Origin of the sequence: Mangrovimonas sp. DI 80 (assembly GCF_001975575.1) — a bacterium.
Classification (GTDB): Bacteria; Bacteroidota; Bacteroidia; order Flavobacteriales; family Flavobacteriaceae; genus Mangrovimonas_A; species Mangrovimonas_A xylaniphaga.
Genome location: NZ_MSDT01000002.1, coordinates 424,265 through 445,525, shown reverse-complemented (window position 1 = coordinate 445,525; position 21,261 = coordinate 424,265). Strand labels below are relative to the sequence as shown.

Sequence of the window (21,261 nt, the reverse complement as noted above, 5' to 3'; positions counted from 1 at the left end):
AAAAGCGACAATTGATGTCGCTTTCTTTTATACCGTCATGATCTCTTTTTCTTTTACAGCCAAAAGCTCATCTATTTTCTTAACGTACTTATCGGTCATTCCTTGTACATCAATTTCACCATTTTTTTGAAGGTCTTCAGATACTTCAGTAAGTTTTTTGATGTCATTATTGGCATCTTTTCTCGCGCTTCTTACCCCAATTTTGGCATCTTCAGCTTCAGTTTTGGCTTGTTTTACCAATTCTTTACGACGCTCTTCGGTTAAAGGCGGTACATTGATGATAATAGTGTCACCGTTATTCATTGGGTTGAAGCCAATGTTGGCCAACATGATGCCACGCTCAATTTCCTGGAGCATGTTCTTCTCCCAAGGTTGTACCGTAATCGTTCTTCCGTCTGGAGTGTTTACGTTGGCAACTTGGTTTAAAGGTGTTTGAGAACCATAATAATCTACCATAACGCTACCAAGCATTGCAGGGCTTGCCTTTCCTGCTCTAATGTTAACGAATTGCTTTTCCAAGTGCCTAATGGCACCATCCATGGCTTCTTTGGTAGCATCTAATATAAATTGAATCTCTTCGTTCATGTTCTTTGAAATTTAATGTGATTACAAAAAATAAGCTTCGTGGTAAGGGGCTATAGGTTTACTTTGGTTCCGATGTTTTCGCCAGAAATCACTTTTAGCAAATTGCCTTTGGTATTCATATCGAATACAATAATTGGCAATTGGTTTTCTTGGCTAAGGGTAAAGGCTGTTGTGTCCATGACTTTCAAACCTCTTTGTAAAACGTCGTCAAAAGTAATATGGTCGAATTTTACTGCGGTCTCATCTTTTTCTGGATCGGCATTATAAATTCCGTCAACACGAGTTCCTTTAAGGATGACATCGGCTTCTATTTCAATGGCGCGCAATACAGCGGCAGAATCTGTAGTGAAATATGGGTTTCCCGTTCCACCACCAAAAATTACCACACGACCTTTTTCCAAATGACGGATGGCTTTGCGACGAATGAACGGTTCGGCCACTTCATTTATTTTGATAGCTGTTTGCAAGCGTGTAGGAATCCCAGAGTTTTCCAGGGCACTTTGTAATGCCAATCCGTTGATAACAGTAGCCAACATCCCCATGTGGTCTCCCTGTACACGATCCATACCATTGCTGGCACCAGCCACACCTCTAAAAATATTTCCTCCTCCAATAACAATGGCAACTTCAACGCCTTTGTCTGTTATGGATTTAATGTCTTCGGCATATTCGGCCAATCTTACAGGGTCAATGCCGTATTGGCGGCTCCCCATTAGTGCTTCTCCAGATAATTTTAGAAGTATTCTGTTGTATTTCATTAGTTTGAGACGATTTGTTTTAAAGAAGCTGCAAACTTTAAGTGTCTTTTGCTCAGTAGATAAACAAGTTAAGAGCAGCTTATTTACAGTACTTTTTTAAGTTTAGCAAAACTACGTAATTTTTTTGTTTTTGGGTTATAAAAAAAGCTTCTCGTAAGGAGAAGCTTTTTTAAATATTTTGAACAGTACTAGACTATCCTACGCTTACACGTTTGAAATCTGTGATTACTACGTCTCCGTAAGATTCCACATATTTGGCAACGTTCATTTTTTCATCTTTGATGAAGTTTTGATCCAACAAACATTTCTCTTGGTCTAGAGTAGTGTTGTCTGAAATGAAACGCTCCATTTTACCTGGTAAAATTTTGTCCCAAATTTGTTCTGGCTTACCTTCAGCTTTCAATTGCGCTTTAGCTTCTTCTTCAGCTTCAGCCAATGCTTCTGGAGTCAATTGAGCCATAGAGATGAACTTAGGTACGTTTTTAAGGGTTTTACCCAAACGAGCCAACTCTTCGTTATCTTTTTCGATTACTGCAATTCTAGCTTCAGTTTCAGAAGCGATAAAAGCAGGATCGAAATCTTTGTAAGATAACGTAGTTGCACCCATAGAAGCTACTTGCATAGCTACATCCTTAACCAATACATCAGCGTTGTCAACTTTAGCAGACAATCCAACTAAAGCAGCAATTTTGTTGATGTGTACGTAAGAACCAACGTATGGAGCTTCCAATTTCTCAAATCCAGTGATGTCTAGTTTTTCACCAATTACACCAGTTTGCTCAGTTAATTTGTCAGCAACAGTCATTCCGTCGATTGTAGCAGCCAATAAAGCGTCTTTAGAATCTACGGTAAGGGCCAAGTCAGCCAATTGGTTGGCAAGGGCCACAAAGTTTTCGTTTTTACCAACGAAGTCAGTTTCACATCCTAAAACGATCGCAACACCAGCAGTGTTGTCGTCATTTACTTTAGCAACAGCAGCACCTTCAGAAGAATCTCTGTCAGCTCTCTTTTCTGCTACTTTTTGACCTTTCTTACGTAAAACCTCAATGGCTTTGTCAAAATCACCTTCAGCCTCAACCAAAGCCTTTTTACAGTCCATCATACCGGCTCCAGTAGCCTGTCTCAACTTGTTTACTTCAGCAGCTGTAATTTTTACTGTACCTTCCATAAGTATTTGAATTTTTTAAAAAAAAGTCGTTCAATTAATTTTCAACAAAGAAAAGAATTAAACGACTTATTTGTGTTTTGTAAATGTTATCTTATTCTTCTTCGTCACCAGCAACTTTAGCTTTTGCTGATTTCTTTGCTGAAGTTTTACCTTCTTCTTTTACAGCTTTGTCTGATTTTCTTTCAGATAAACCGTCAGCGATTGCTGAAGTAACAAGAGATAAAACTTTATCTATAGACTTTGAAGCATCATCATTTGAAGGAATCAAATAATCAACTTGACGTGGGTCAGAGTTGGTATCAACCATTGCAAAGATTGGAATGTTTAATTTTTGTGCTTCTTTAATTGCAATGTGCTCACGTTTGATGTCCACTACAAACAAAGCTCCTGGCAAACGAGTCATGTCGCTGATAGAACCTAAGTTTTTCTCCAACTTAGCTCTTAAACGGTCAACTTGTAAACGCTCTTTTTTAGATAGAGTGTTGAAAGTTCCATCTTTTTTCATTCTATCGATAGAAGCCATTTTCTTAACAGCTTTTCTGATAGTTACAAAGTTGGTCAACATTCCACCTGGCCATCTTTCAGTGATGTATGGCATGTTTACAGCGCCTGCTTTGTCAGCAACGATGTCTTTTGCTTGCTTTTTTGTAGCTACAAATAAGATTTTCTTTCCAGAAGCAGCAATTTTGTGAAGAGCTTCAGCAGTTTCTTCGATTTTTGCAGCTGTCTTGTAAAGATTGATGATATGGATGCCGTTACGCTCCATGTAGATGTAAGGAGCCATGTTTGGATCCCACTTTCTGGTCAAGTGACCAAAATGTACACCTGCTTCTAATAATTCTTTTACTTCTACTTTTTCCATTTTGTAATAGTTTACGTTCTGTTGATTAGCAATGGGCAAGTGGTCACGCGTTGCGTTCGCCTTGTCCATTTAGATGCTAAACTAAATCCTAGCCTTAACAGGCTATGGACAACAAAAACTGGGTTGTTTCTTTTACTGTGGGATTAACGTTTAGAGAACTGGAATTTCTTACGAGCTTTCTTCTGACCGAATTTCTTACGCTCTACCATTCTTGGGTCTCTTGTCAATAAACCTTCTGGCTTTAAAGTCAATCTGTTTTCTGCATCTACCTCACACAAAGCGCGAGAAATTGCCAAACGGATAGCTTCTGCTTGACCGGTAATACCACCGCCATATACATTAACAGTAATGTCAAAGTTGCCATCATTGTTAGTCATGGTCAAAGGTTGGTTTACTTTGTACTGTAAAGTTGCAGTAGGAAAATAAACCGCCATGTCTTTTTTGTTAACCGTGATGTTCCCAGAACCTTGGGCTACATACACACGAGCAACAGCCGTCTTTCTACGGCCGATTTTGTGAATTACTTCCATTAATTGAATTCGTTTAAGTTAATTGTTTTTGGTTTTTGAGCCTCATGAGTATGAGCTGCACCAACAACAACATTTAGATTACGGAATAAGTTTGCTCCTAATTTGTTTTTAGGCAACATTCCTTTTACTGATTTTTCTACTAACCTAGCTGGATCTTTTCCAAACATCTCGGTAGCAGTTAAACTTCTTTGACCACCTGGGTAACCTGTGTGACGAATGTAAGTTTTGTCGTTCCACTTGTTTCCTGTCAAGTTGATTTTCTCTGCATTGATAACAATTACGTTATCTCCACAATCAACGTGTGGTGTGAAGTTAGGCTTATGTTTACCTCTTAAAAGTTTTGCAACTTTTGAAGCTAAACGACCTAAAGTCTGACCTTCAGCATCAACCAAAACCCACTCTTTGTTTACAGTAGCTTTGTTTGCTGAAATAGTTTTGTAGCTTAATGTGTCCACACTAATTAATTTAAATTAAACATTCCTCTCTCAAAAAGAGTTTGCAAATTTACGATTATATATTTGATTACCAAATAGTGTGGGCTGAAATTTTATCCGTCAATTAAATTGAATTTGTGTTTGAGTTTAACAAAACACTTTCAGGATGTTATGTCTTATGTTGGTGTTTTGATGTTGATAGCTCTTGTTTATGTTGTTTTAGGTTGAACAATCTTTAACGGCGTGATTGTTATTTTAAACAAGTTGCTTTTGCAAGTATGGCTGTTAGACCTTGATGAAAATTTTTCTTTTATAGAGTAAATGGGCCAACGCTATATAACTTAAAACAACCGACAGGGCATAAAGTAAAGATGAGAGTTCCTGCGGAATAGTGGAAAACGTAAAGAACTTTTGGTAAAGCCATGAATGTACATTATGTGATTCGCCAGTAGGAATCAAGTAAAACGACTTTGAAATCAAACTTGATAGGAAGTAAATGACTATGGCGTTCATGCCAACCTGTTTAAATATGGACCCGAAAGATAGTTTCCTCACATCGGTAATATAATATATAATGGTGAGGATAAGTGATCCCCAACCACAGGTGACTAGTACAAAGCTGCTGCTCCATAAAGCTTTGTTGATGGGAATCCAAATACTCAATAAATATCCCGTTGCCAAAAGTATCACAATTGCTCCGGTCAAATATCTTAATGGCGTTGGTCCGTCCAAAAGTTTCCCGATGAGAATACCAGTAACGCAACTTACGATGGAAGGCAATGTGCTCAGTAATCCTTCTGGGTCGTAATCTGCTTGCCACATATGCTGCCCAAAAACTTTAAGGTCTATATAATTGGCCCAATTATTTGGTGCTCTATCCAAGCTAGGCAATGTACCGTTTGGAAAAGGAATCCATCCTGAAAAAATGGAATAGGACAGTAAAATGGCTATGCTGATAAAAAGCAGCGTTCTTGGTTTGCAATTCAGATATAAGATGGAGGAAATCAAAAAGACGATTCCAATCCGTTGTAAAACTCCCGGAATTCTAAAAGTGCTTAAGTCCGTAATAAATGGGAGATATGGGACAAATAGGTTTAGAAAGAGTCCCAAGCCAATCAGTTTTAAACTTCTAATGGTTATTTTTCGATAGGTTGGGACTGTGTTGGGTTTGTTTTTATACGAAAAATAGATAGAGATGCCCACAATAAATAGGAAGAATGGAAATATCAAATCTGTTGGCGTGAGTCCATTCCATTCTGCATGTAACAATGGTTTGTACACATGGTTCCAATCTCCGGGGGTGTTGACCAAAATCATGGCCACAATGGTAAATCCCCTTAAGAGGTCAACGGCTTCAATTCTATTTTTCATCAAAGAAAATATTAGCTGGTTTTGAATCTTATTTTGTGTCCGTAAAGGGCGTAGAAAAGAATCAAAACATAACATGGAATTAAAATCCAATAGCTAGAGGTGGAAGCTTCCGCAGCTGAATTTAAGGCATCCGTACCACTGGCCAATAAAGCCTCCTTTTTATGGTCAACCAAGGTTCCGTACAATGGTGGGATTAAAGCGCCTCCAGAGATCGCCATAATTAAAAGAGCCGATCCGGTTTTGGTGAATTTTCCAAGGCCTTTTAAAGCTAGAGGCCAAATGGCCGGCCATACCAAAGCATTAGCAATTCCTAATGCAGCAACGAACAGCACAGAAGTAAAACCACTGGTCAATAAAATGCAGATGGAAAACAAAATCCCCAATACAGCACTGACTCTTAGGGCAAGTACCTGACTGATGTATTTAGGAATCAAAAAGACGCCTAATGCATAGGTGAATACCATGGCCATTAAGGTGAAAAGCGTGAAGAATTTAGCCTCTTCAACGGGTAGGTTTAATGAAATTCCATAAGAAATGATAGTGTCACCAGCAATTACTTCGGCCCCTACATATACAAAAAGTGCAATTACGCCCAACCATAAATGAGGGAATTGGAAGATGCTTACTTTTGCTGTTTCACCATCTTTTAAATCTTCTGTCTCTGCTTCAACATGTGGAAGGTTTACTTTTCTTATCAATATTCCTAAAATGAACAATACTAGGGCCATGACAATATATGGCATGACCACACTATCGGCCATTTGATTGAGCAAAGATGCTTTTTCAGTGGCATCCACAGTACTTAGTTGTTCCTTGATGTTATCAATTCCTGAAAGTAAAAGTGCTCCAAAAATCACCGATCCCAAAGCGCCAGCAACCTTGTTGGCAATCCCCATAATAGCAATACGTTTTGCAGCACTTTCAATAGGTCCCAAAATTGTGATGTAAGGATTTGAGGCCGTTTGCAATAAAGTCATACCTGCACCTTGAATAAAAATTCCAGTAAGAAAAACCCAATAGGTTCTGGCTTCGGCCGCAGGAATGAATAATAAAGCACCCAAAGCCATGATGATTAGTCCAAGTGACATACTTTTTTTATAGCCAATTTTACCAATGATAAAAGAGGCGGGAAGTGCCATGACCACAAAGGAAATATAGGAGGCCGAGGCCACCAAATAGGATTGGGCATCGGTTAATTCGTTGATGGTTTTCATAAAGGGAATCAAGGCGCCGTTGATCCATGTGATGAATCCAAATATGAAGAACAATCCGGCAATAACCAGGATTGGGAATAAGCTGCTTTGTTTTTGTGCAATGGGCATATCTATAGCTTTAGACATAAGTTAAATTTTAAGTAATAGTTAGGTTTCAATATCTTCAGTGGTATTGAAGATGCGTTCTTTGGTTTGTTTAAGGTAGTTTCTTCCGATAGGTATTTTTTTATTGGAAATCTCAATAGTATTTCCTTCAAGGGCTACAATTTTATTGATTGAAATGGTGTAGGATCGGTGTACCCTGATGAAATTGGATTGAGGCAATTCCTCGCTAATAGCTGTAAGGGATTTGTGAACCACATAATCGCCCATGGTTGTGATGACTTTTACGTAATCTTTAAGGCTTTCTATATATAGAATGTCTCCCAAATTCACCTTGATCAGTTTTTTATTTACCTTAAGAAAAATATGAGGTTCCTGTTGAAGGTTGGAATCATTGCTTACATTGTTAAGATAGACTTGTTGGTACACCTTATTCATGGTTTTTAAAAAGCGAGTAAAAGGGATGGGTTTTACCAAATAATCCAAAACATTGAGTTCGAAACTCTTTACAGCATATTCCCTGTAAGCGGTAGTAATAACAATAAGAGGTTTGTGATTTAGGTTTTCGATAAAAGTGAATCCGGACATTTGTGGCATATTGATATCCAGAAAAACAATGTCTATTTTTTCCTGTTCCAAGAGGCTGTAAGCCTTTAGTGGATTATTGAAAGTGCCCAAAATTTCTACATGGTCAAAGTTTTTTAGGTGACTTTCTATCACTTCAATGGCCAACGATTCGTCATCTATGATTACGCACTTAATTTTCATTGGATAGGAATTTTTAAGTAAATGTTATAAGTGTCGTCTAAAATATCAGTTTCAAGGACATAATCATTAGAAAATAATAAATTTAACCTTCGTTTGGTGTTGGCAATCCCAATGCCATGGTTGTTTTCTTGAACAACTTCTGGGTTAAACGTATTGGATAATTTGAATTCCAGATAGTGTTTATTAAGGATTTCAAAACTCATATTAATCTTGATATTGTCATTCCCTTTTAAACCATGTTTGAAACAGTTTTCAATAAATGATAAAAACAGTAGAGGTGGTACCTGAACGTCTTCAATATCTCCAGTAATATCAAGCTCAGAATCTATACGATCCTTAAAACGAATATGCTCTATGTCGATATAATTATTGATATGGTTGATTTCTTCAAGCAAATTGGCCTTGGAGCTGCTTACTTCATACAGTACATATTGCATAATGTCCGAAAGTTTAATCACCAGCCTTGGAGCGTCATCCGATTTTTGTAAAGTGAGCGCGTAAAGGTTGTTTAAGGTGTTGAAGAAGAAATGCGGCTGTATTTGGGTTCTTAAAAACTTCAACTCCGTGCTCAGTTGTAACTTGGCAAGGTCTTCATTTCTTCTTAGTTCTATTGGCCAATCAATAAGCAATTGTATGGCGGTTACAAAGGCCAAAACATAAAGTTCACCCAAAATTACGGCAATGAGGTGGTTGGTCTCAAGGAACTTTCCGGCCTCTTCGGCTTCTGGCCAAATTTCCTTGGTTACCAAAAGATAGTTGAGTCCCGTTCTTACCAAATAAACTAAGATAAGGATACCAAAGAGCCATGCTATGTAGGTTTTGTATTTCCGCCTTAAAATGAATTTCGGAATGAGATAATATACATTGATGTACACCACAATAATGTGAATAGGAAATTCAACAAGGTTGGATTTTAAGGAGTACCAATAGTCGTTGAAATAGCTTCCCCATCGTACCACATTAAACGAAAAGTACAGCAACCAAAACAGGATATGATACTTTAAAGGAATATTGTTAGCTATTTTTTTGTTAAGCAAGAGTTGAGGTTTTTGTTTTAAATGAATATTTGTGTTGTTGATTCTTTAATTAATTATGACAATTTTAGAAATATATTATGTGATTAGCAATAAAAATGACAATTGTTTATTTGTAGGAAATCGTTTATCGTTAATAGAATGTTGTCTGTGTGTTAATTCTTGTCGTTTATATATTTTTTTTCTTAATATTTTTCATCCTAGTTACTTTGGACATCAATAAACAACTAAACAATTCATTTTATGAAACACAATTTAAAAATGACGTTTTTGTGTTCATTGTTATTTTTTGCTGTAAACTTCTCATTTGCGCAGGAAAAAACAGTGACCGGAACTGTTACTTCCCAGGCCAACGGGATGCCTATTCCAGGTGTCAATGTGTTGGTTGAAGGAACTACCCATGGGACGCAAACAGATTTTGATGGTAATTATACCTTAACGGCATCGGTTGGTGACGTACTTACTTTTAGTTATTTGGGAATGACCACCAAAAAGGTCACAGTTGCAGATAGCAATGTTATAAATGTGCAATTGGCGGAAGATACGGAGATGTTGGGAGAAGTAATTGTTACGGCTTTGGGGATTTCCAAAGAGAAAAAGGCCTTGACCTATTCGGCGCAAGAGGTAAGTGGTGATGAACTTACCAAAGTGAAGCAAACCAACCCTATTAATAGTTTGTCTGGTAAGTCTGCCGGGGTTACCATTTCAAGAAGTTCTTCTGGTTTGGGTGGTGCTGTTAAAGTGGTTTTGAGGGGGAATGCTTCTACAAGTGATAATGATCCGCTATATGTAATTGATGGTATTCCAATGCTTAATAGTGGAAACGGTTCTAACGGAAATGAACCCGGTACAGATATTTTTGGTAGTCAAACAGGAAACCGTGATGGAGGAGATGTCATGTCCATGATCAATCCAGATGATATTGAAAGCATGACGGTTTTAAAAGGAGCTTCGGCTTCGGCTTTGTATGGAAGTCAAGGGGCAAATGGGGTGATTTTAATTACCACTAAAAAAGGTAAGGAGGGAACTTTAACCGTGAACTTCACTTCTAATTTTACTGTTGACAATGTGATGTCTTTGCCTGAGTTGCAATCGGAATACCAAAGTGTTTCTGTTGGACAACCCATAGCTGAAAATGGAAGGGTAGTAGATGCTAAATCTTGGGGAGATAAAGTAGGTGGTTTGTCTAACGACCCTAAAGACTTCTTTAATACAGGATTTACTTCTATCAGTTCCATGTCGCTAACAGCAGGGAACCAAAAGGCCCAAACCTATTTTTCTTATGCTAATACTATTGGAGAAGGCGTGATTCCTGAGAACCGTTTGGTGAGAAATAATATTACTCTTAGGGAAACAGCGAAGTTTTTAAATGAAAAAATTGATGTGTCTGCAAGTATTAATTTATCAGACCAACGTATTTGGAACCGTCCAACCAATGGTTTGTATTCAAACCCATTGACGGGAGTATATTTACATCCTGTAGGGATTGATAGAGATATTTATAAAAACAAATATGAATATTTCAATACGGCTTTGAACCAAATGGATCAATATGCTACGTCTTTTGACGAAAATATTCAACAAAATCCTTATTGGTTAATTCATAGAAGTCCGAGTAAGGATATTGCGCAGCGTGTATATGCAAACCTGTCTGTTAAGTATCAAATTACAAATGCGCTTTCCTTGCAATCTAGAGGAAGTTACGATAAATCGTTTTTCACTTTTGACAAAAGACAATATGCGGGAACAGATCCTGTGAACTCCGGGGATAACGGTCGTTATATTCTTGAGAAAACAGAAAACTCACAACAGTACATCGACTTCATTTTAAACTATAATAAAGATTTTTCGGAGAATTTCACCTTTAGTGGAATTTTAGGATCTAGTTTGACAAAATACACGATCGGTGATCAGGTTTATTTGGATTCTGGAAGAGATGGTGCTGGCTTGATTTATCCTAATGTCTTTACAATTGCCAACTTTGCCAATACCAACAATATTCGCCAATCTGTAGGCAGAAGAGAGGTGCAGTCGGTATTTGGATCGGCCAACTTTGGTTTCAAGGATATGGTATTCTTGGATGTTACTGGAAGAAGCGATTGGTCTTCAACGTTGGTGAATACTGATTCTAATTCCTTCTTTTATCCATCGATTGGTTTGACGACTGTATTGTCTGAAATGTTCGATATGCCGGATGGTATTTCTTTTGCTAAGATTCGTGGATCTTATGCCGAAGTTGGATCGGATATTCCAGTGTATGCTACTATTCCTCTTAACTCTATCAATGCTACTAATACGGGAATTGGAACCGCACCTTTTGCGCCTTTGGAAGGGGAAACATTAGAGCCAGAAAGACAAAAGTCTTTTGAAATTGGAACCGAGTGGCGCTTTTTCAACAATCGCTTAGGATTCGACTTTACTTATTACAATACCAATACCTTCAATCAAATCTTTTATATCCAGGCTGAACCAAATCCAAATGGATATTCACAAAACATTGTAAATGCCGGTGAAATTTCAAATGAAGGGTTCGAAATTGTGTTGAATGCAACGCCGGTACAGACAGATAAATTTTCTTGGGAGTCTTCTGTGAATTTTGCTCAAAACGATAATGAAGTGATTTCTGTACACCCATCTTTACAGGATGGTGAGGCAATTATTACCGCTAGGGGAGTGAATGGATATGAGTATTCCTTAATTGAAGGAGAAGATTTTGGAAGCATTAAAGCGCGTTCCTTGGTAAGAGACGAAAATGGCACACCTGTAATCAATTCTTCAGGAACCTTAATGTCTACCGATTTTGAAACTGTAGCTCACGCCCAGCCAGATTTTACTCTAGGTTGGAACAATACGTTTGAATTTGGGAACTTCACTTTAAATGTTTTGATAGATGGAAAGTTCGGCGGGGATGTCATGAGTGTTACCGAAGCCGTAAATGACAAGTATGGAGTGTCTCAAGCTTCAGCTGATGTTAGAAATACCAACGGAGGGATGGTTGATGTGGTTGATGAAAGTGGTGTGGCTTCTCAAATCACAGCACAGGAGTATTTCAATACTATTGGTGGAAGAGATGGTATGTTGGGTGAGTATGTATATGATGCTACCAATGTGAGCTTAAGAGAATTGTCCTTAGGGTACAAACTTAATCTTCAGGATAAGTTTATTGATGATGTCAGTTTCTCTTTAATCGCCAATAATCTGTTCTTCTTTTATAAAGATGCACCGTTCGATCCTAATGTGGCTGCCAGTACAGGTTTAGGACTTCAGGGAGTGGATATCTATAACCAACCTTCTACTAGAAGCATCGGGTTAAACATTAACGTAAATTTCTAAAATGCTATGAAACACATAACAAAATATACCCTAGCCTCTCTAGTGGCTATGAGTTTGATAAATTGTACTGGGGATTTTGAGGATATCAATACCGATCCAAATGGGATTTCCCAGGCCAGTTTAACGCAGCAAAACAACCATATTGGATCTCGTTTTTCGCCATTGTTTTCAAATGTCATTCGTGTAGAACCAGCTTGGAACTACCAATTGCAACAAAACTTGAATGCCGATGTGTTTTCTGGTTATATGACGGCGCCAACACCTTTTGCAGGAAATATCAATAACCAAACCTACGCCTTGGTAAATGGGTGGAACGGATTTATTTGGAGCGATGCATATGATGCGGCTAACGGAAATGGTGTCATGCCATATGCTCGTGAGATCTGGCAACAAGTGGAATTATCTGGAGATGAGAGTGGCTACAAATTTGTGTATTTGGCAAACATCATTAAGGTAATGGCTATGCATCGTGTTTCCGATGTGTTTGGACCTATTCGTTATACAAAATACAACGATTACGAAACCACTGGGCAATATGATTCGCAAGAAGAAGCTTATGTAGCCTTCTTTGCTGATTTGGATGAAGCTATCGATGGTTTGGAGGCATATGTGGGAGATGCACAATTTGTAGCTTTCGATCAATCCAGTTTTGGAGGAGATATTGCTAAATGGAGAACTTTTGCGAATTCCTTGAGATTGCGTTTGGCAATTAGAGTGTCTAAAGTGAATCCAACTTTGGCACAAACAGAAGGTGAAAAAGCATTTAACAGTAATGCAGGGCTGCTAGATGAAACTATGACCATTGATATGGGAGGTTTTGTTCACCCAATCTATACCATCAGTAAAGTTTGGGGTGATATCTGTATGAGTGCCGAAATGGAATCGATTCTAAAGGGATTCAATGATCCAAGAATTGCTAAGTTTTTTGATGCGCCTCTAGATGAAACCTTAGGTGATTATAAAGGGATCAGACAGGGAATTGAAATTGAAGCGAAAGCACAATACGGAAGCCACTCTTTAATTGGCGAGGCAGTTGAAGGTGATTCAAAAGTATGGATGACGGCAGCTGAAATTCATTTCTTAAAAGCTGAAGCGGCTCTTAGGGGCTGGACTGGTGCAGGAGATGCTCAGGCTAATTATGAAGCGGGTGTGATGGCATCTTTTGCACAATTTGGTGTTGGTGGTGCTGATGCTTATTTAGCGGATGCTACAAGTACTCCAAATGATTTTATAGATGCTTTAAATCCCGACAATGATTATGCATATCCAAGTGACGTAACTGTGGCATTTAATGTGGCGGGAACCAATGAGGAAAAATTGGAACAAATCATTACCCAAAAATGGATTGCCATGTTCCCTGATGGCCAAGAGGCTTGGAGTGAATTTAGACGTACAGGGTATCCTAGAGTATTTCCAGTGGTGGTGAACAACAGTGGTGGTGAAATAGATACAGATGTTCAAATTAGACGTATCAATTTCGTGGATAGCGAAATCAATACCAATGGTGACAATGTGCAAACTGCCATGGGCTATCTTAATGGTCCCGATACAGGAGGGACGCGTTTATGGTGGGATACCGGAGGATCTAACTTTTAAATTTTTTTCATATTCATTTTAGTTAGCAGAAAGGCAAGCGGGAGTTCAATTTTCCGCTTGTTTTATCAACATATCATTTAAAAAGAAATTTAGCATGAAACTGGATATTGCAGATTATAACAGTATCGTATATAGGGAAGCAGGGAAGTTTGAAGAAACCCGTTTTGAAAAAATCCACAACGTTATCTTTAAAACTTCCAATGAGGCCTCCATTTTGGTGGCTCATGAAATTGCTGATTTGATTAGGGGGAAGGCGGCCAAAAACCAACCTTGTGTGTTGGGGTTGGCAACAGGGTCGTCTCCCATTAAGGTGTATGAGGAGCTTGTTCGCATGCACAAAGAGGAGGGATTGAGTTTTGTAAATGTGATTACATTCAACCTAGATGAGTATTATCCTATGGATAAAAGCAATATCCAAAGTTACCATTACTTTATGCATCAGCATTTGTTCGATCATGTCGATATTTTGCCGGAGAATGTTCATATTCCAGACGGTAAAATAAGCCCGGATGAATTGTATCAATATTGTATTGATTACGAGTTGAAAATTAAAGCCGTTGGTGGTATCGATTTTCAGTTGTTGGGAATTGGAAGAACGGGACATATTGGTTTTAACGAGCCTGGATCTCATTATAATTCTGCCACGCGAAGCATCACCTTAGATCATTTAACCAGAAGTGATGCGGCGCATTCCTTTCTTGGAATCGACAATGTTCCAAGAAAAGCCATCACCATGGGCGTGGGAACGGTTAGAAATGCCCGAAGAATCGTCCTGTTGGCCTGGGGTGTGAGTAAGGCGGAAATCATCAAAAAAACTATTGAAGGCGAAATTACCGCCCATGTTCCGGCTACCTACTTACAGGAGCATGACAATACTACTTTTGTGCTTGATGAAGGCGCTTCGGAAGAATTGACGCGTGTAAAAACACCATGGTTGGTAACCTCCTGTGTGTGGACCGAAGAACTTAAACTGAAAGCGGTAGTTTGGTTGAGTGAGTTAACAGGGAAGCCTATTTTGAAGTTAACCGATAAGGATTATAACGACAATGGGATGTCAGGATTACTTACTGAAGAGGGCACAGCATACGATTTGAATATTAAGATGTTCAATAAGTTGCAGCATACCATTACGGGTTGGCCGGGAGGAAAACCAAATGCTGATGATTCCAATCGACCAGAACGTGCTAATATTCCTAAGAAACGGGTCATAATTTTTAGTCCGCACCCTGATGATGATGTCATTTCTATGGGCGGTACTTTTGATCGATTGGTAGAGCAAGGACATGAGGTTCATATTGCTTATCAAACCTCAGGAAACATTGCGGTGTCTGATGAAGAAGCTTTAAAGTTTGCTGAAATTTCCAAAGCCTTGAATTCGTATTCTAACGGAGCTGATATAATCATTGAGTTTTTAAAGAAGAAAACTCAGAATGATGTTGATTCATTGGAAGCGAGAAAGCTCAAGGCTATGATTCGTCGAAGTGAGTCTTTGGCAGCAACTAGGTATTTGGGGTTGCCCGATAATCAAGTACACTTTTTGGACTTGCCGTTTTACGAAACAGGGACCATTAAAAAGAACAATTTGTCCCAAGATGATTTGGAAATCATGTGCAATCTTATAGAGAACATCAAACCGCATCAAATCTATGCGGCCGGTGATTTGGCCGATCCACATGGAACCCACAAAGTGTGTTTGGATGTTTTGTTTGAAGCTCTAGATGTTTTAAAACAAAGGGATTACATGAAAGACTGCTGGGTTTGGTTGTACCGTGGTGCTTGGCATGAATGGGAAACCTATCAAATAGAGATGGCAGTGCCTTTAAGTCCGGACCAAGTACTCAGAAAACGTCATGCAATTTTCTATCACCAAACACAAAAGGATGGGGTGATGTTTCAAGGGGATGACTCCAGGGAATTTTGGGTGAGGGTAGAGGATAGGAACCGATTGACGGCCAAAAAATATAACGATTTGGGCTTGGCGGAATACGCCGCTATAGAAGCTTTTAAGCGATACCACTTTTAGTTTATGAAACAATTATTAAGGATTTTTTTCTTCCTAATGGCCTTTGTGGGATATTCCCAAAATAGCCTTATGGAAACATACAATCTGATGCCTTGGCCATCAGAAATTAGGGAACATAATACTAGGTTGGTTGTTGACTCAGAACTTACTATTTCCATTAACGGAAATAGTAAGGGACGTGTTTATACAGCGGTTACAAAGTTTTTAAGAAGGCTGTCTGGAAGAACAGGTGTGTTTTTGGATAAAGGATTTCCTGTGGAAGATACTCAGGCAACTATTCAAATTTCATTTGATGAGGTTTCCAATTTAACCATTGAAACAGACGAATCCTATTCATTAGAGATTAGTGACAAAAATGTACTCATAAAAGCTAAAACCGATGTTGGTGCTATGAGGGCCCTGGAAACCTTGCTGCAAACAGTGACTTCCAATGAAACTCAATACTACTTTCCTGGGCTTTCCATTAATGACCAACCGCGTTTTGTTTGGCGAGGTTTGATGATTGACGTGGCAAGGCATTTTCAGCCAGTAGATGTTCTAAAGCGAAATTTAGACGCCATGGCTTCCGTGAAAATGAATGTATTTCATTGGCATTTGATCGACGACCAAGGATTTCGGATAGAGTCTAAGGTGTTTCCTGAGCTTACAGAATTGGCTTCAGATGGCTTATTTTATACCCAAGAACAAATTAAGGATGTAGTGGCGTATGCCGATAAGTTGGGAATTCGTGTGGTTCCTGAATTTGATGTACCGGGACATGCTTCGGCTATTTTAACGGCTTTTCCAGAACTAGGGAGCAAGCCTGGGTATGTGTATGAGGTGGAACGTTATTCAGGCGTTTTTGACCCTACCTTGGATCCAACAAACGATAAAACCTATGTGTTCTTGGAGCGTTTGTTTACAGAAATGACTCCTTTGTTTCCGGATGCTTATTTTCATATTGGTGGCGATGAGAATGAAGGCAAACATTGGGATGAGAATGAGCAAATTCAAAAGTTTAAGCAAAAACATAAATTGAAGACGAATCATGATCTTCAAACCTATTTCAATATTAAGTTGGAAGTGATTCTAAATAAATTAGGCAAAAAGTTGATGGGGTGGGATGAAATCATGACCGAGAATATGCCAACAACGGCAGTAATTCATTCTTGGAGAGGTGAAAATGAGGGGTTTTCAAAAGGGGAAACACTTATTGCTGCAGCCAAGTCGGGCTACAATACGGTACTGTCCGATGGATTTTATATCGATAGGATGCAGTCTGTGGTGGAGCATTATTCGGTAGAACCCATTGGCGATACAAAATTGACAGCTGAAGAGCGTAAACGTATTTTAGGTGGTGAAGTAACGATGTGGAGTGAATTGGTAACACCGTTGACAATTGATTCTAGAATTTGGCCAAGAACGGCAGCTATTGCTGAACGATTTTGGTCACCAAAGGAAGTGAATGATGTTGATTTGATGTTACCTCGTCTTGATGATGTGAGTTTTAGATTGGAGGAATTGGGGATCACACATCTCAAAAACCGTCATGTCATTTTAAGAATGATGACCAATAATCAAAATATACAGCCGTTGGTTGAATTATCAAATATTTGTGAGCCTTTGGAAATTTATACAAGAAATGAAAACGGTACCGAGTACAAAACCTATTCGCCATTTACTTTGTTTGCAGATGCTTGTGTTGCCGATGCAGTAGACAAGTTTGCAATTAAGAAAAGTGTTCAAAACTTCGTAGCAAATCCTTCCGAGGAGTCTAAACAAAGTGTGTTGGTTTGGTTGCATATTTTGGGGAAAAACCATCAGGAATTGATGAAAATCGAGAATGCGCCAAATGTTCAGCCGCTTCTTCCTTTGTCTAAATCTTTGAGTGAAACAACTTTATTATTGACTGAAATTCTTGATGATAAACAGGTTTCCCAAAAACAGTTGGGTGAACTAAAAGGATTAATGCAAGCACTTAAAAAGCCTTATGTGGATGTGGAACTTGTCATTGCGGAAGATTTGGAAAAACTGGTACTTTTTTCTGAGCAAAACTACCTAAGAAAATAGCATGGTAGTTATTGCAGATAGTGGTTCTTCAAAATGTGATTGGGTATTTTATGAATCCGGATACGAGCTTATTAAAATTAGAACGCGAGGGCTAAATCCCTCTGTATCCAACAAAGATGCTTTGTTGGATATTTTAAGAAATACGGATGAGGTTTTGTTGCATGGGGAAAAGGTGCGTCACGTTTATTTTTATGGAGCCGGATGCAATACGGTTGAGAGCAAAAATATGATGAAAGATGTTTTGGTGGCAGTGTTTCCTAATGCTGTTTTTGACGTGGAAGAAGATGTAATGGCTGCTGTAAGAGCTACTGTGAAAGGCAAACCTGGAGTTGTGTGCATTTTGGGGACGGGCTCTAATGCGTGTTATTATGATGGTACTGAAATTATCGCCAAAGTGCCATCGTTGGGGTATGTTTTAATGGATGAAGGCAGCGGTAATTACTTTGGTAGGGAGCTGCTTAAAAGCTATTACTATCAACAAATGCCAGATGATTTGAGAACGGCATTTGAAAAGCAGGTTTCTCTGGAGGAGAAGGATGTGCTTCATAGGTTGTATAAGTGTGATGCGCCTAACAAATACTTGGCTCAATTTGCTCCATTTTTGGTGGAACATAAGTCCCATGAGTTTGCACGAGAGCTATTGGTTCAGGGCTTTTCAGTATTTGTTGATAACCAATTGATGCAGTATTCAGAAGAATTGAAAACAAGTCCGCTGCACTTTGTAGGCTCGATAGCGTTCTATGCACAAGAAATCCTTCAGGAGGTTCTTTCTGGATATGGTTTTCAGGTTAGGAGTTTTGTGAAATGCCCTATGGACATTTTGGTGCAGACCATGTTGAACGGCAATTCAGTTCAGCTTAAATAGTGTCGATGTGCAAATTGAAATTGATGGTGATAACATCATCAACTTTAATCAATCCCATAAGTTTTTTTGGGTTTTCCAAATCAAAATCACGAATATTCAATTGCAATTTTCCTGAAATGGATAAGTCGTCTTTTCCGTCATAGGTAACGGGAACGGTATATTCCTTTGTTTTGCCTGCGATTTTGAAATCTACTTTGGCGTTTACCAAGTTTTTGTCAGTTGTAGAAGGAATGACTTCTTTTAAGATAAGGTAAATATCCGGATAGGTTTCTGCTTTAATTAAATCCTGAAAATCTTTATTGATAAGTTTTTTGCCACAATCAAAAAGATAGGTATTCAATTTTAGCTTCGCCTTTTTGAAGTAAATGTTGTCTCCTTTTCTTCGAAATTCAACAGGAATAGGTTCTTCCAAGGTTTTGGAATCGAACCCACAATTAAATTTATTGATGTTTGTGTTACCTACGATAGTTAGCTGGCTGTCTGGATGTATTTTTACATTGATCTTGTATGTTCCGGTTGTGGAAGATACAGTTAGCAACATGCACAAAAAAACTAGCGTAGGTATTACAAACTTTTTCATTAATAGAATTCACTTTAAATTATAGACTTAAGGGTGTTTCTGCTTTAGAAACTTATAACGGCCTCTACCATAAGGCCGTCAAATTTACCGTCTTCAAGTCTTCCAGTGGCCCCGTCATAGTTTTGGGTCACATATTCCAGTTTTGTTAAAATATTTTTGGTCATAAACCAACCTGCGGCAGCCTGAAATCTTTCAACGGTAATGTCAGCGGTATCATCGTATTCTGAATTTACGACGTTATACCGACCGCCAAGATAGAAATTTTCTCTGTGACCAAAACGATAAATTAACTCGGCGGCGTATTGTTGTGCTTTACCATCCTTCTTGGGAGTAATTACAACAACATCATCCACAATACTTGAGCTGGCATTGGTAGATCCAGAAGTATATTCAATAGTTCCGAACAATTCCAGTCCCCCAAATTTAACAAAAGGATTGAACATAAGCGCGGTAATACTGTTTTTAAAACTTGGAGAAAAACGTCCTGATCTAAAAGCGCTGGAACCAGGGGCCTCCAAAACACTATAGTATCTAGATCCAGCACGGTCTGCAGAATATAGATACAGACTTGGTACGTATCCCGTGTTGTACAGCGATCCTGTCAATCTCAGCCTGATACGATCTGTGATTTGGTTGTCGTATCCCAATTTGGCCAAAAAGGAAATACCGCCAGTTTTGCCGTTGGAACCTTCAACAACGGATTGGTTCAATTTTCCGTTGGCAACACCTACCATTCCTATAAAACCATTTCTTTGGTGGTATACTTCGGCACCCACTTCTGTGGTAAAGGAATCCATGATCAAGTTTCCTACAAAAGGGTTATAGATGGCTTGTGCGTTGTCAGTTCTTCTAAAGTGTGCATCCCCATAGTTGTTTTCCATATGCCCAATCCTAATCGTGGTATACTTCATAAAGCCGTCCATAAGGCCGTCACTTAGAAAACTTAAATTGTCAATTTGGAAATACCCGCCTTTTACGTAAGGTTCTGGATGGTGGCGAGAGGATAAATAGGTTCTTAAGTGCATTCTAACTCCAGGTGCTAAAGCTACGTCTAAATCGAGGTTGGCCGTTGCCAAATTGAAGTTGTAGCCGATAGATTCCAATTCCGCTGCTCCTGAATTTTCATGGTCTAAAGCTTGGAATTGCAAAGCAAATGAGCCTCCAACTCTAACTTTGATACCGTCAAAAGTTAAAATGCTGTCCTTAGGGTCTTCAAATACGTTAACCCCTGTTTGGTCTGGATACCTAAAGTTGTCCAGATGTCGGTTTTGGGCATAACTCATTATGCATCCAAAAAATAATGTGCTTAGTAATAAGCATTTGATTGTTGCTTTCATGATGTGATAAATTAGTGTTGAAAAATGGTTGGATGATGGATTATTGGCTTAAGACCGAAGTGAACTTAATAGTCACTTCGTCCCCCGTTTTAACGGTGCCAAAAACCGCTGTAGGAGGATCGATCTTAAAAGTGGACATTTTAAAGGATTTGGCACCATTAAGTTTCACGGTGCTGCCACTTATTTCCATGGTGAAATCCAAATCGGTAGAATTGGTTACTCCGGCAATACTTAAATCTCCCGTAGTGCTCACCTTAAATTTGCCATCGCTTACCTTGGAAATGCTTTTCACTTTGGTAAGCTTAAAGCTGATGTTTTTGTTGGATTTTGTCTTTAAAGCGGTATAGGTGTTTTTGTCCATAGCAGACTTACCGCTTTTTAAACTTTCGGCTTCAATTTCAACCGAAAGGGAACTAATGGAAGGTTCCGAGCCTGAATTGTCAATAACAATGCTGCCTTTTTGCTTTTCCGCAACTTCTTCCCAATCATGTAGACTAGAAGTCCCTTCCACTGTTAATTTGGAAGAAGAATTGTTTAGTGTGAATGTTTGTGCTGAAACATTAAAAGAAATGAAACAGAGGCAAAGTCCAAAAGCAAGACTTAAAATGTTGCTTGTAAGAGTAATTTTTTTCATAACTGATGGATTAAAAGT

18 protein-coding genes are annotated in these 21,261 nt (G+C 38.7%); 5 read left to right on the top strand and 13 right to left on the bottom strand.

Annotated features, from left to right (window positions below; translation table 11 throughout):
• Positions 1-27: 27 nt before the first annotated feature.
• The 10 genes from frr to BKM32_RS02525 all read right to left on the bottom strand — a co-directional run bounded on the left by frr (position 28) and on the right by BKM32_RS02525 (position 8,829).
• Positions 28-585 (bottom strand): ribosome recycling factor, encoded by a 558-nt coding sequence (gene frr, locus BKM32_RS02570; RefSeq protein ID WP_053976248.1) that lies wholly within the window; start codon positions 583-585, stop codon positions 28-30.
• A 50-nt stretch (positions 586-635) separates the two neighbouring features.
• A complete protein-coding gene (pyrH, locus tag BKM32_RS02565) occupies positions 636-1,343 on the bottom strand; it encodes a UMP kinase (RefSeq protein WP_053976247.1) in 708 nt (235 codons plus the stop codon).
• A gap of 193 nt (positions 1,344-1,536) precedes the next feature.
• A complete protein-coding gene (gene tsf / locus BKM32_RS02560; RefSeq protein WP_076662420.1) occupies positions 1,537-2,511 on the bottom strand; it encodes a translation elongation factor Ts in 975 nt (324 codons plus the stop codon).
• Between the two features lie 91 nt (positions 2,512-2,602).
• Positions 2,603-3,373: a 30S ribosomal protein S2 gene (gene rpsB, locus BKM32_RS02555; RefSeq protein WP_053977069.1), complete on the bottom strand. Its 771-nt coding sequence runs from the start codon at positions 3,371-3,373 to the stop codon at positions 2,603-2,605.
• Positions 3,374-3,516: 143 nt separating this feature from the next.
• Positions 3,517-3,903, bottom strand: a complete 387-nt coding sequence (gene rpsI / locus BKM32_RS02550) for a 30S ribosomal protein S9 (RefSeq protein WP_053976245.1) — start codon at positions 3,901-3,903, stop codon at positions 3,517-3,519.
• Positions 3,903-4,358 carry a 50S ribosomal protein L13 gene (gene rplM, locus BKM32_RS02545; protein ID WP_053976244.1) on the bottom strand — a complete coding sequence of 152 codons (456 nt, stop codon included), beginning with the start codon at positions 4,356-4,358 and terminating at the stop codon, positions 3,903-3,905. The genes rpsI and rplM overlap by 1 nt, the downstream gene beginning before the upstream one ends.
• Positions 4,359-4,622: 264 nt before the next feature.
• Complete coding sequence (locus BKM32_RS02540) at positions 4,623-5,708, bottom strand: acyltransferase family protein (RefSeq protein ID WP_076662419.1); 1,086 nt, start codon at positions 5,706-5,708, stop codon at positions 4,623-4,625.
• 11 nt (positions 5,709-5,719) lie between these two features.
• Positions 5,720-7,048, bottom strand: a complete 1,329-nt coding sequence (locus BKM32_RS02535; RefSeq protein WP_083702073.1) for a sugar MFS transporter — start codon at positions 7,046-7,048, stop codon at positions 5,720-5,722.
• 21 nt (positions 7,049-7,069) lie between these two features.
• Positions 7,070-7,792: a LytTR family DNA-binding domain-containing protein gene (locus BKM32_RS02530; RefSeq protein WP_076662418.1), complete on the bottom strand. Its 723-nt coding sequence runs from the start codon at positions 7,790-7,792 to the stop codon at positions 7,070-7,072.
• A complete protein-coding gene (locus BKM32_RS02525; RefSeq protein WP_253187386.1) occupies positions 7,789-8,829 on the bottom strand; it encodes a sensor histidine kinase in 1,041 nt (346 codons plus the stop codon). Before BKM32_RS02525 ends, BKM32_RS02530 begins: the two co-directional genes overlap by 4 nt.
• Before the next feature lie 240 nt (positions 8,830-9,069).
• On the opposite strand from BKM32_RS02525, the gene BKM32_RS02520 reads away from it, so the two are divergent.
• The 5 genes from BKM32_RS02520 to BKM32_RS02500 all read left to right on the top strand — a co-directional run bounded on the left by BKM32_RS02520 (position 9,070) and on the right by BKM32_RS02500 (position 18,692).
• A complete protein-coding gene (locus BKM32_RS02520) occupies positions 9,070-12,159 on the top strand; it encodes a SusC/RagA family TonB-linked outer membrane protein (protein WP_076662417.1) in 3,090 nt (1,029 codons plus the stop codon).
• Positions 12,160-12,165: 6 nt separating this feature from the next.
• The gene (locus BKM32_RS02515) at positions 12,166-13,755 is read left to right on the top strand and encodes a RagB/SusD family nutrient uptake outer membrane protein (RefSeq protein ID WP_076662416.1); all 1,590 of its coding nucleotides are present in this window, start codon (positions 12,166-12,168) and stop codon (positions 13,753-13,755) included.
• 94 nt (positions 13,756-13,849) lie between these two features.
• On the top strand, positions 13,850-15,778 hold the full coding sequence (gene nagB / locus BKM32_RS02510) for a glucosamine-6-phosphate deaminase (RefSeq protein ID WP_076662415.1): 1,929 nt from the start codon (positions 13,850-13,852) through the stop codon (positions 15,776-15,778).
• A gap of 69 nt (positions 15,779-15,847) precedes the next feature.
• Positions 15,848-17,827, top strand: a complete 1,980-nt coding sequence (locus BKM32_RS02505) for a beta-N-acetylhexosaminidase (RefSeq protein ID WP_253187384.1) — start codon at positions 15,848-15,850, stop codon at positions 17,825-17,827.
• 1 nt (position 17,828) lies between these two features.
• Positions 17,829-18,692, top strand: coding sequence for a BadF/BadG/BcrA/BcrD ATPase family protein (locus BKM32_RS02500; RefSeq protein WP_076662413.1), 864 nt, complete (start codon positions 17,829-17,831; stop codon positions 18,690-18,692).
• Here the strand turns inward: BKM32_RS02500 and BKM32_RS02495 are convergent.
• The 3 genes from BKM32_RS02495 to BKM32_RS02485 all read right to left on the bottom strand — a co-directional run bounded on the left by BKM32_RS02495 (position 18,685) and on the right by BKM32_RS02485 (position 21,243).
• Positions 18,685-19,233 carry a YceI family protein gene (locus BKM32_RS02495; protein ID WP_053976236.1) on the bottom strand — a complete coding sequence of 183 codons (549 nt, stop codon included), beginning with the start codon at positions 19,231-19,233 and terminating at the stop codon, positions 18,685-18,687. The two genes, BKM32_RS02500 and BKM32_RS02495, sit on opposite strands and share 8 nt — an antisense overlap.
• Before the next feature lie 83 nt (positions 19,234-19,316).
• Positions 19,317-20,609 (bottom strand): hypothetical protein, encoded by a 1,293-nt coding sequence (locus tag BKM32_RS02490; protein WP_076662412.1) that lies wholly within the window; start codon positions 20,607-20,609, stop codon positions 19,317-19,319.
• A gap of 40 nt (positions 20,610-20,649) precedes the next feature.
• Positions 20,650-21,243, bottom strand: coding sequence for a YceI family protein (locus BKM32_RS02485; protein ID WP_053976234.1), 594 nt, complete (start codon positions 21,241-21,243; stop codon positions 20,650-20,652).
• Positions 21,244-21,261: the final 18 nt, after the last annotated feature.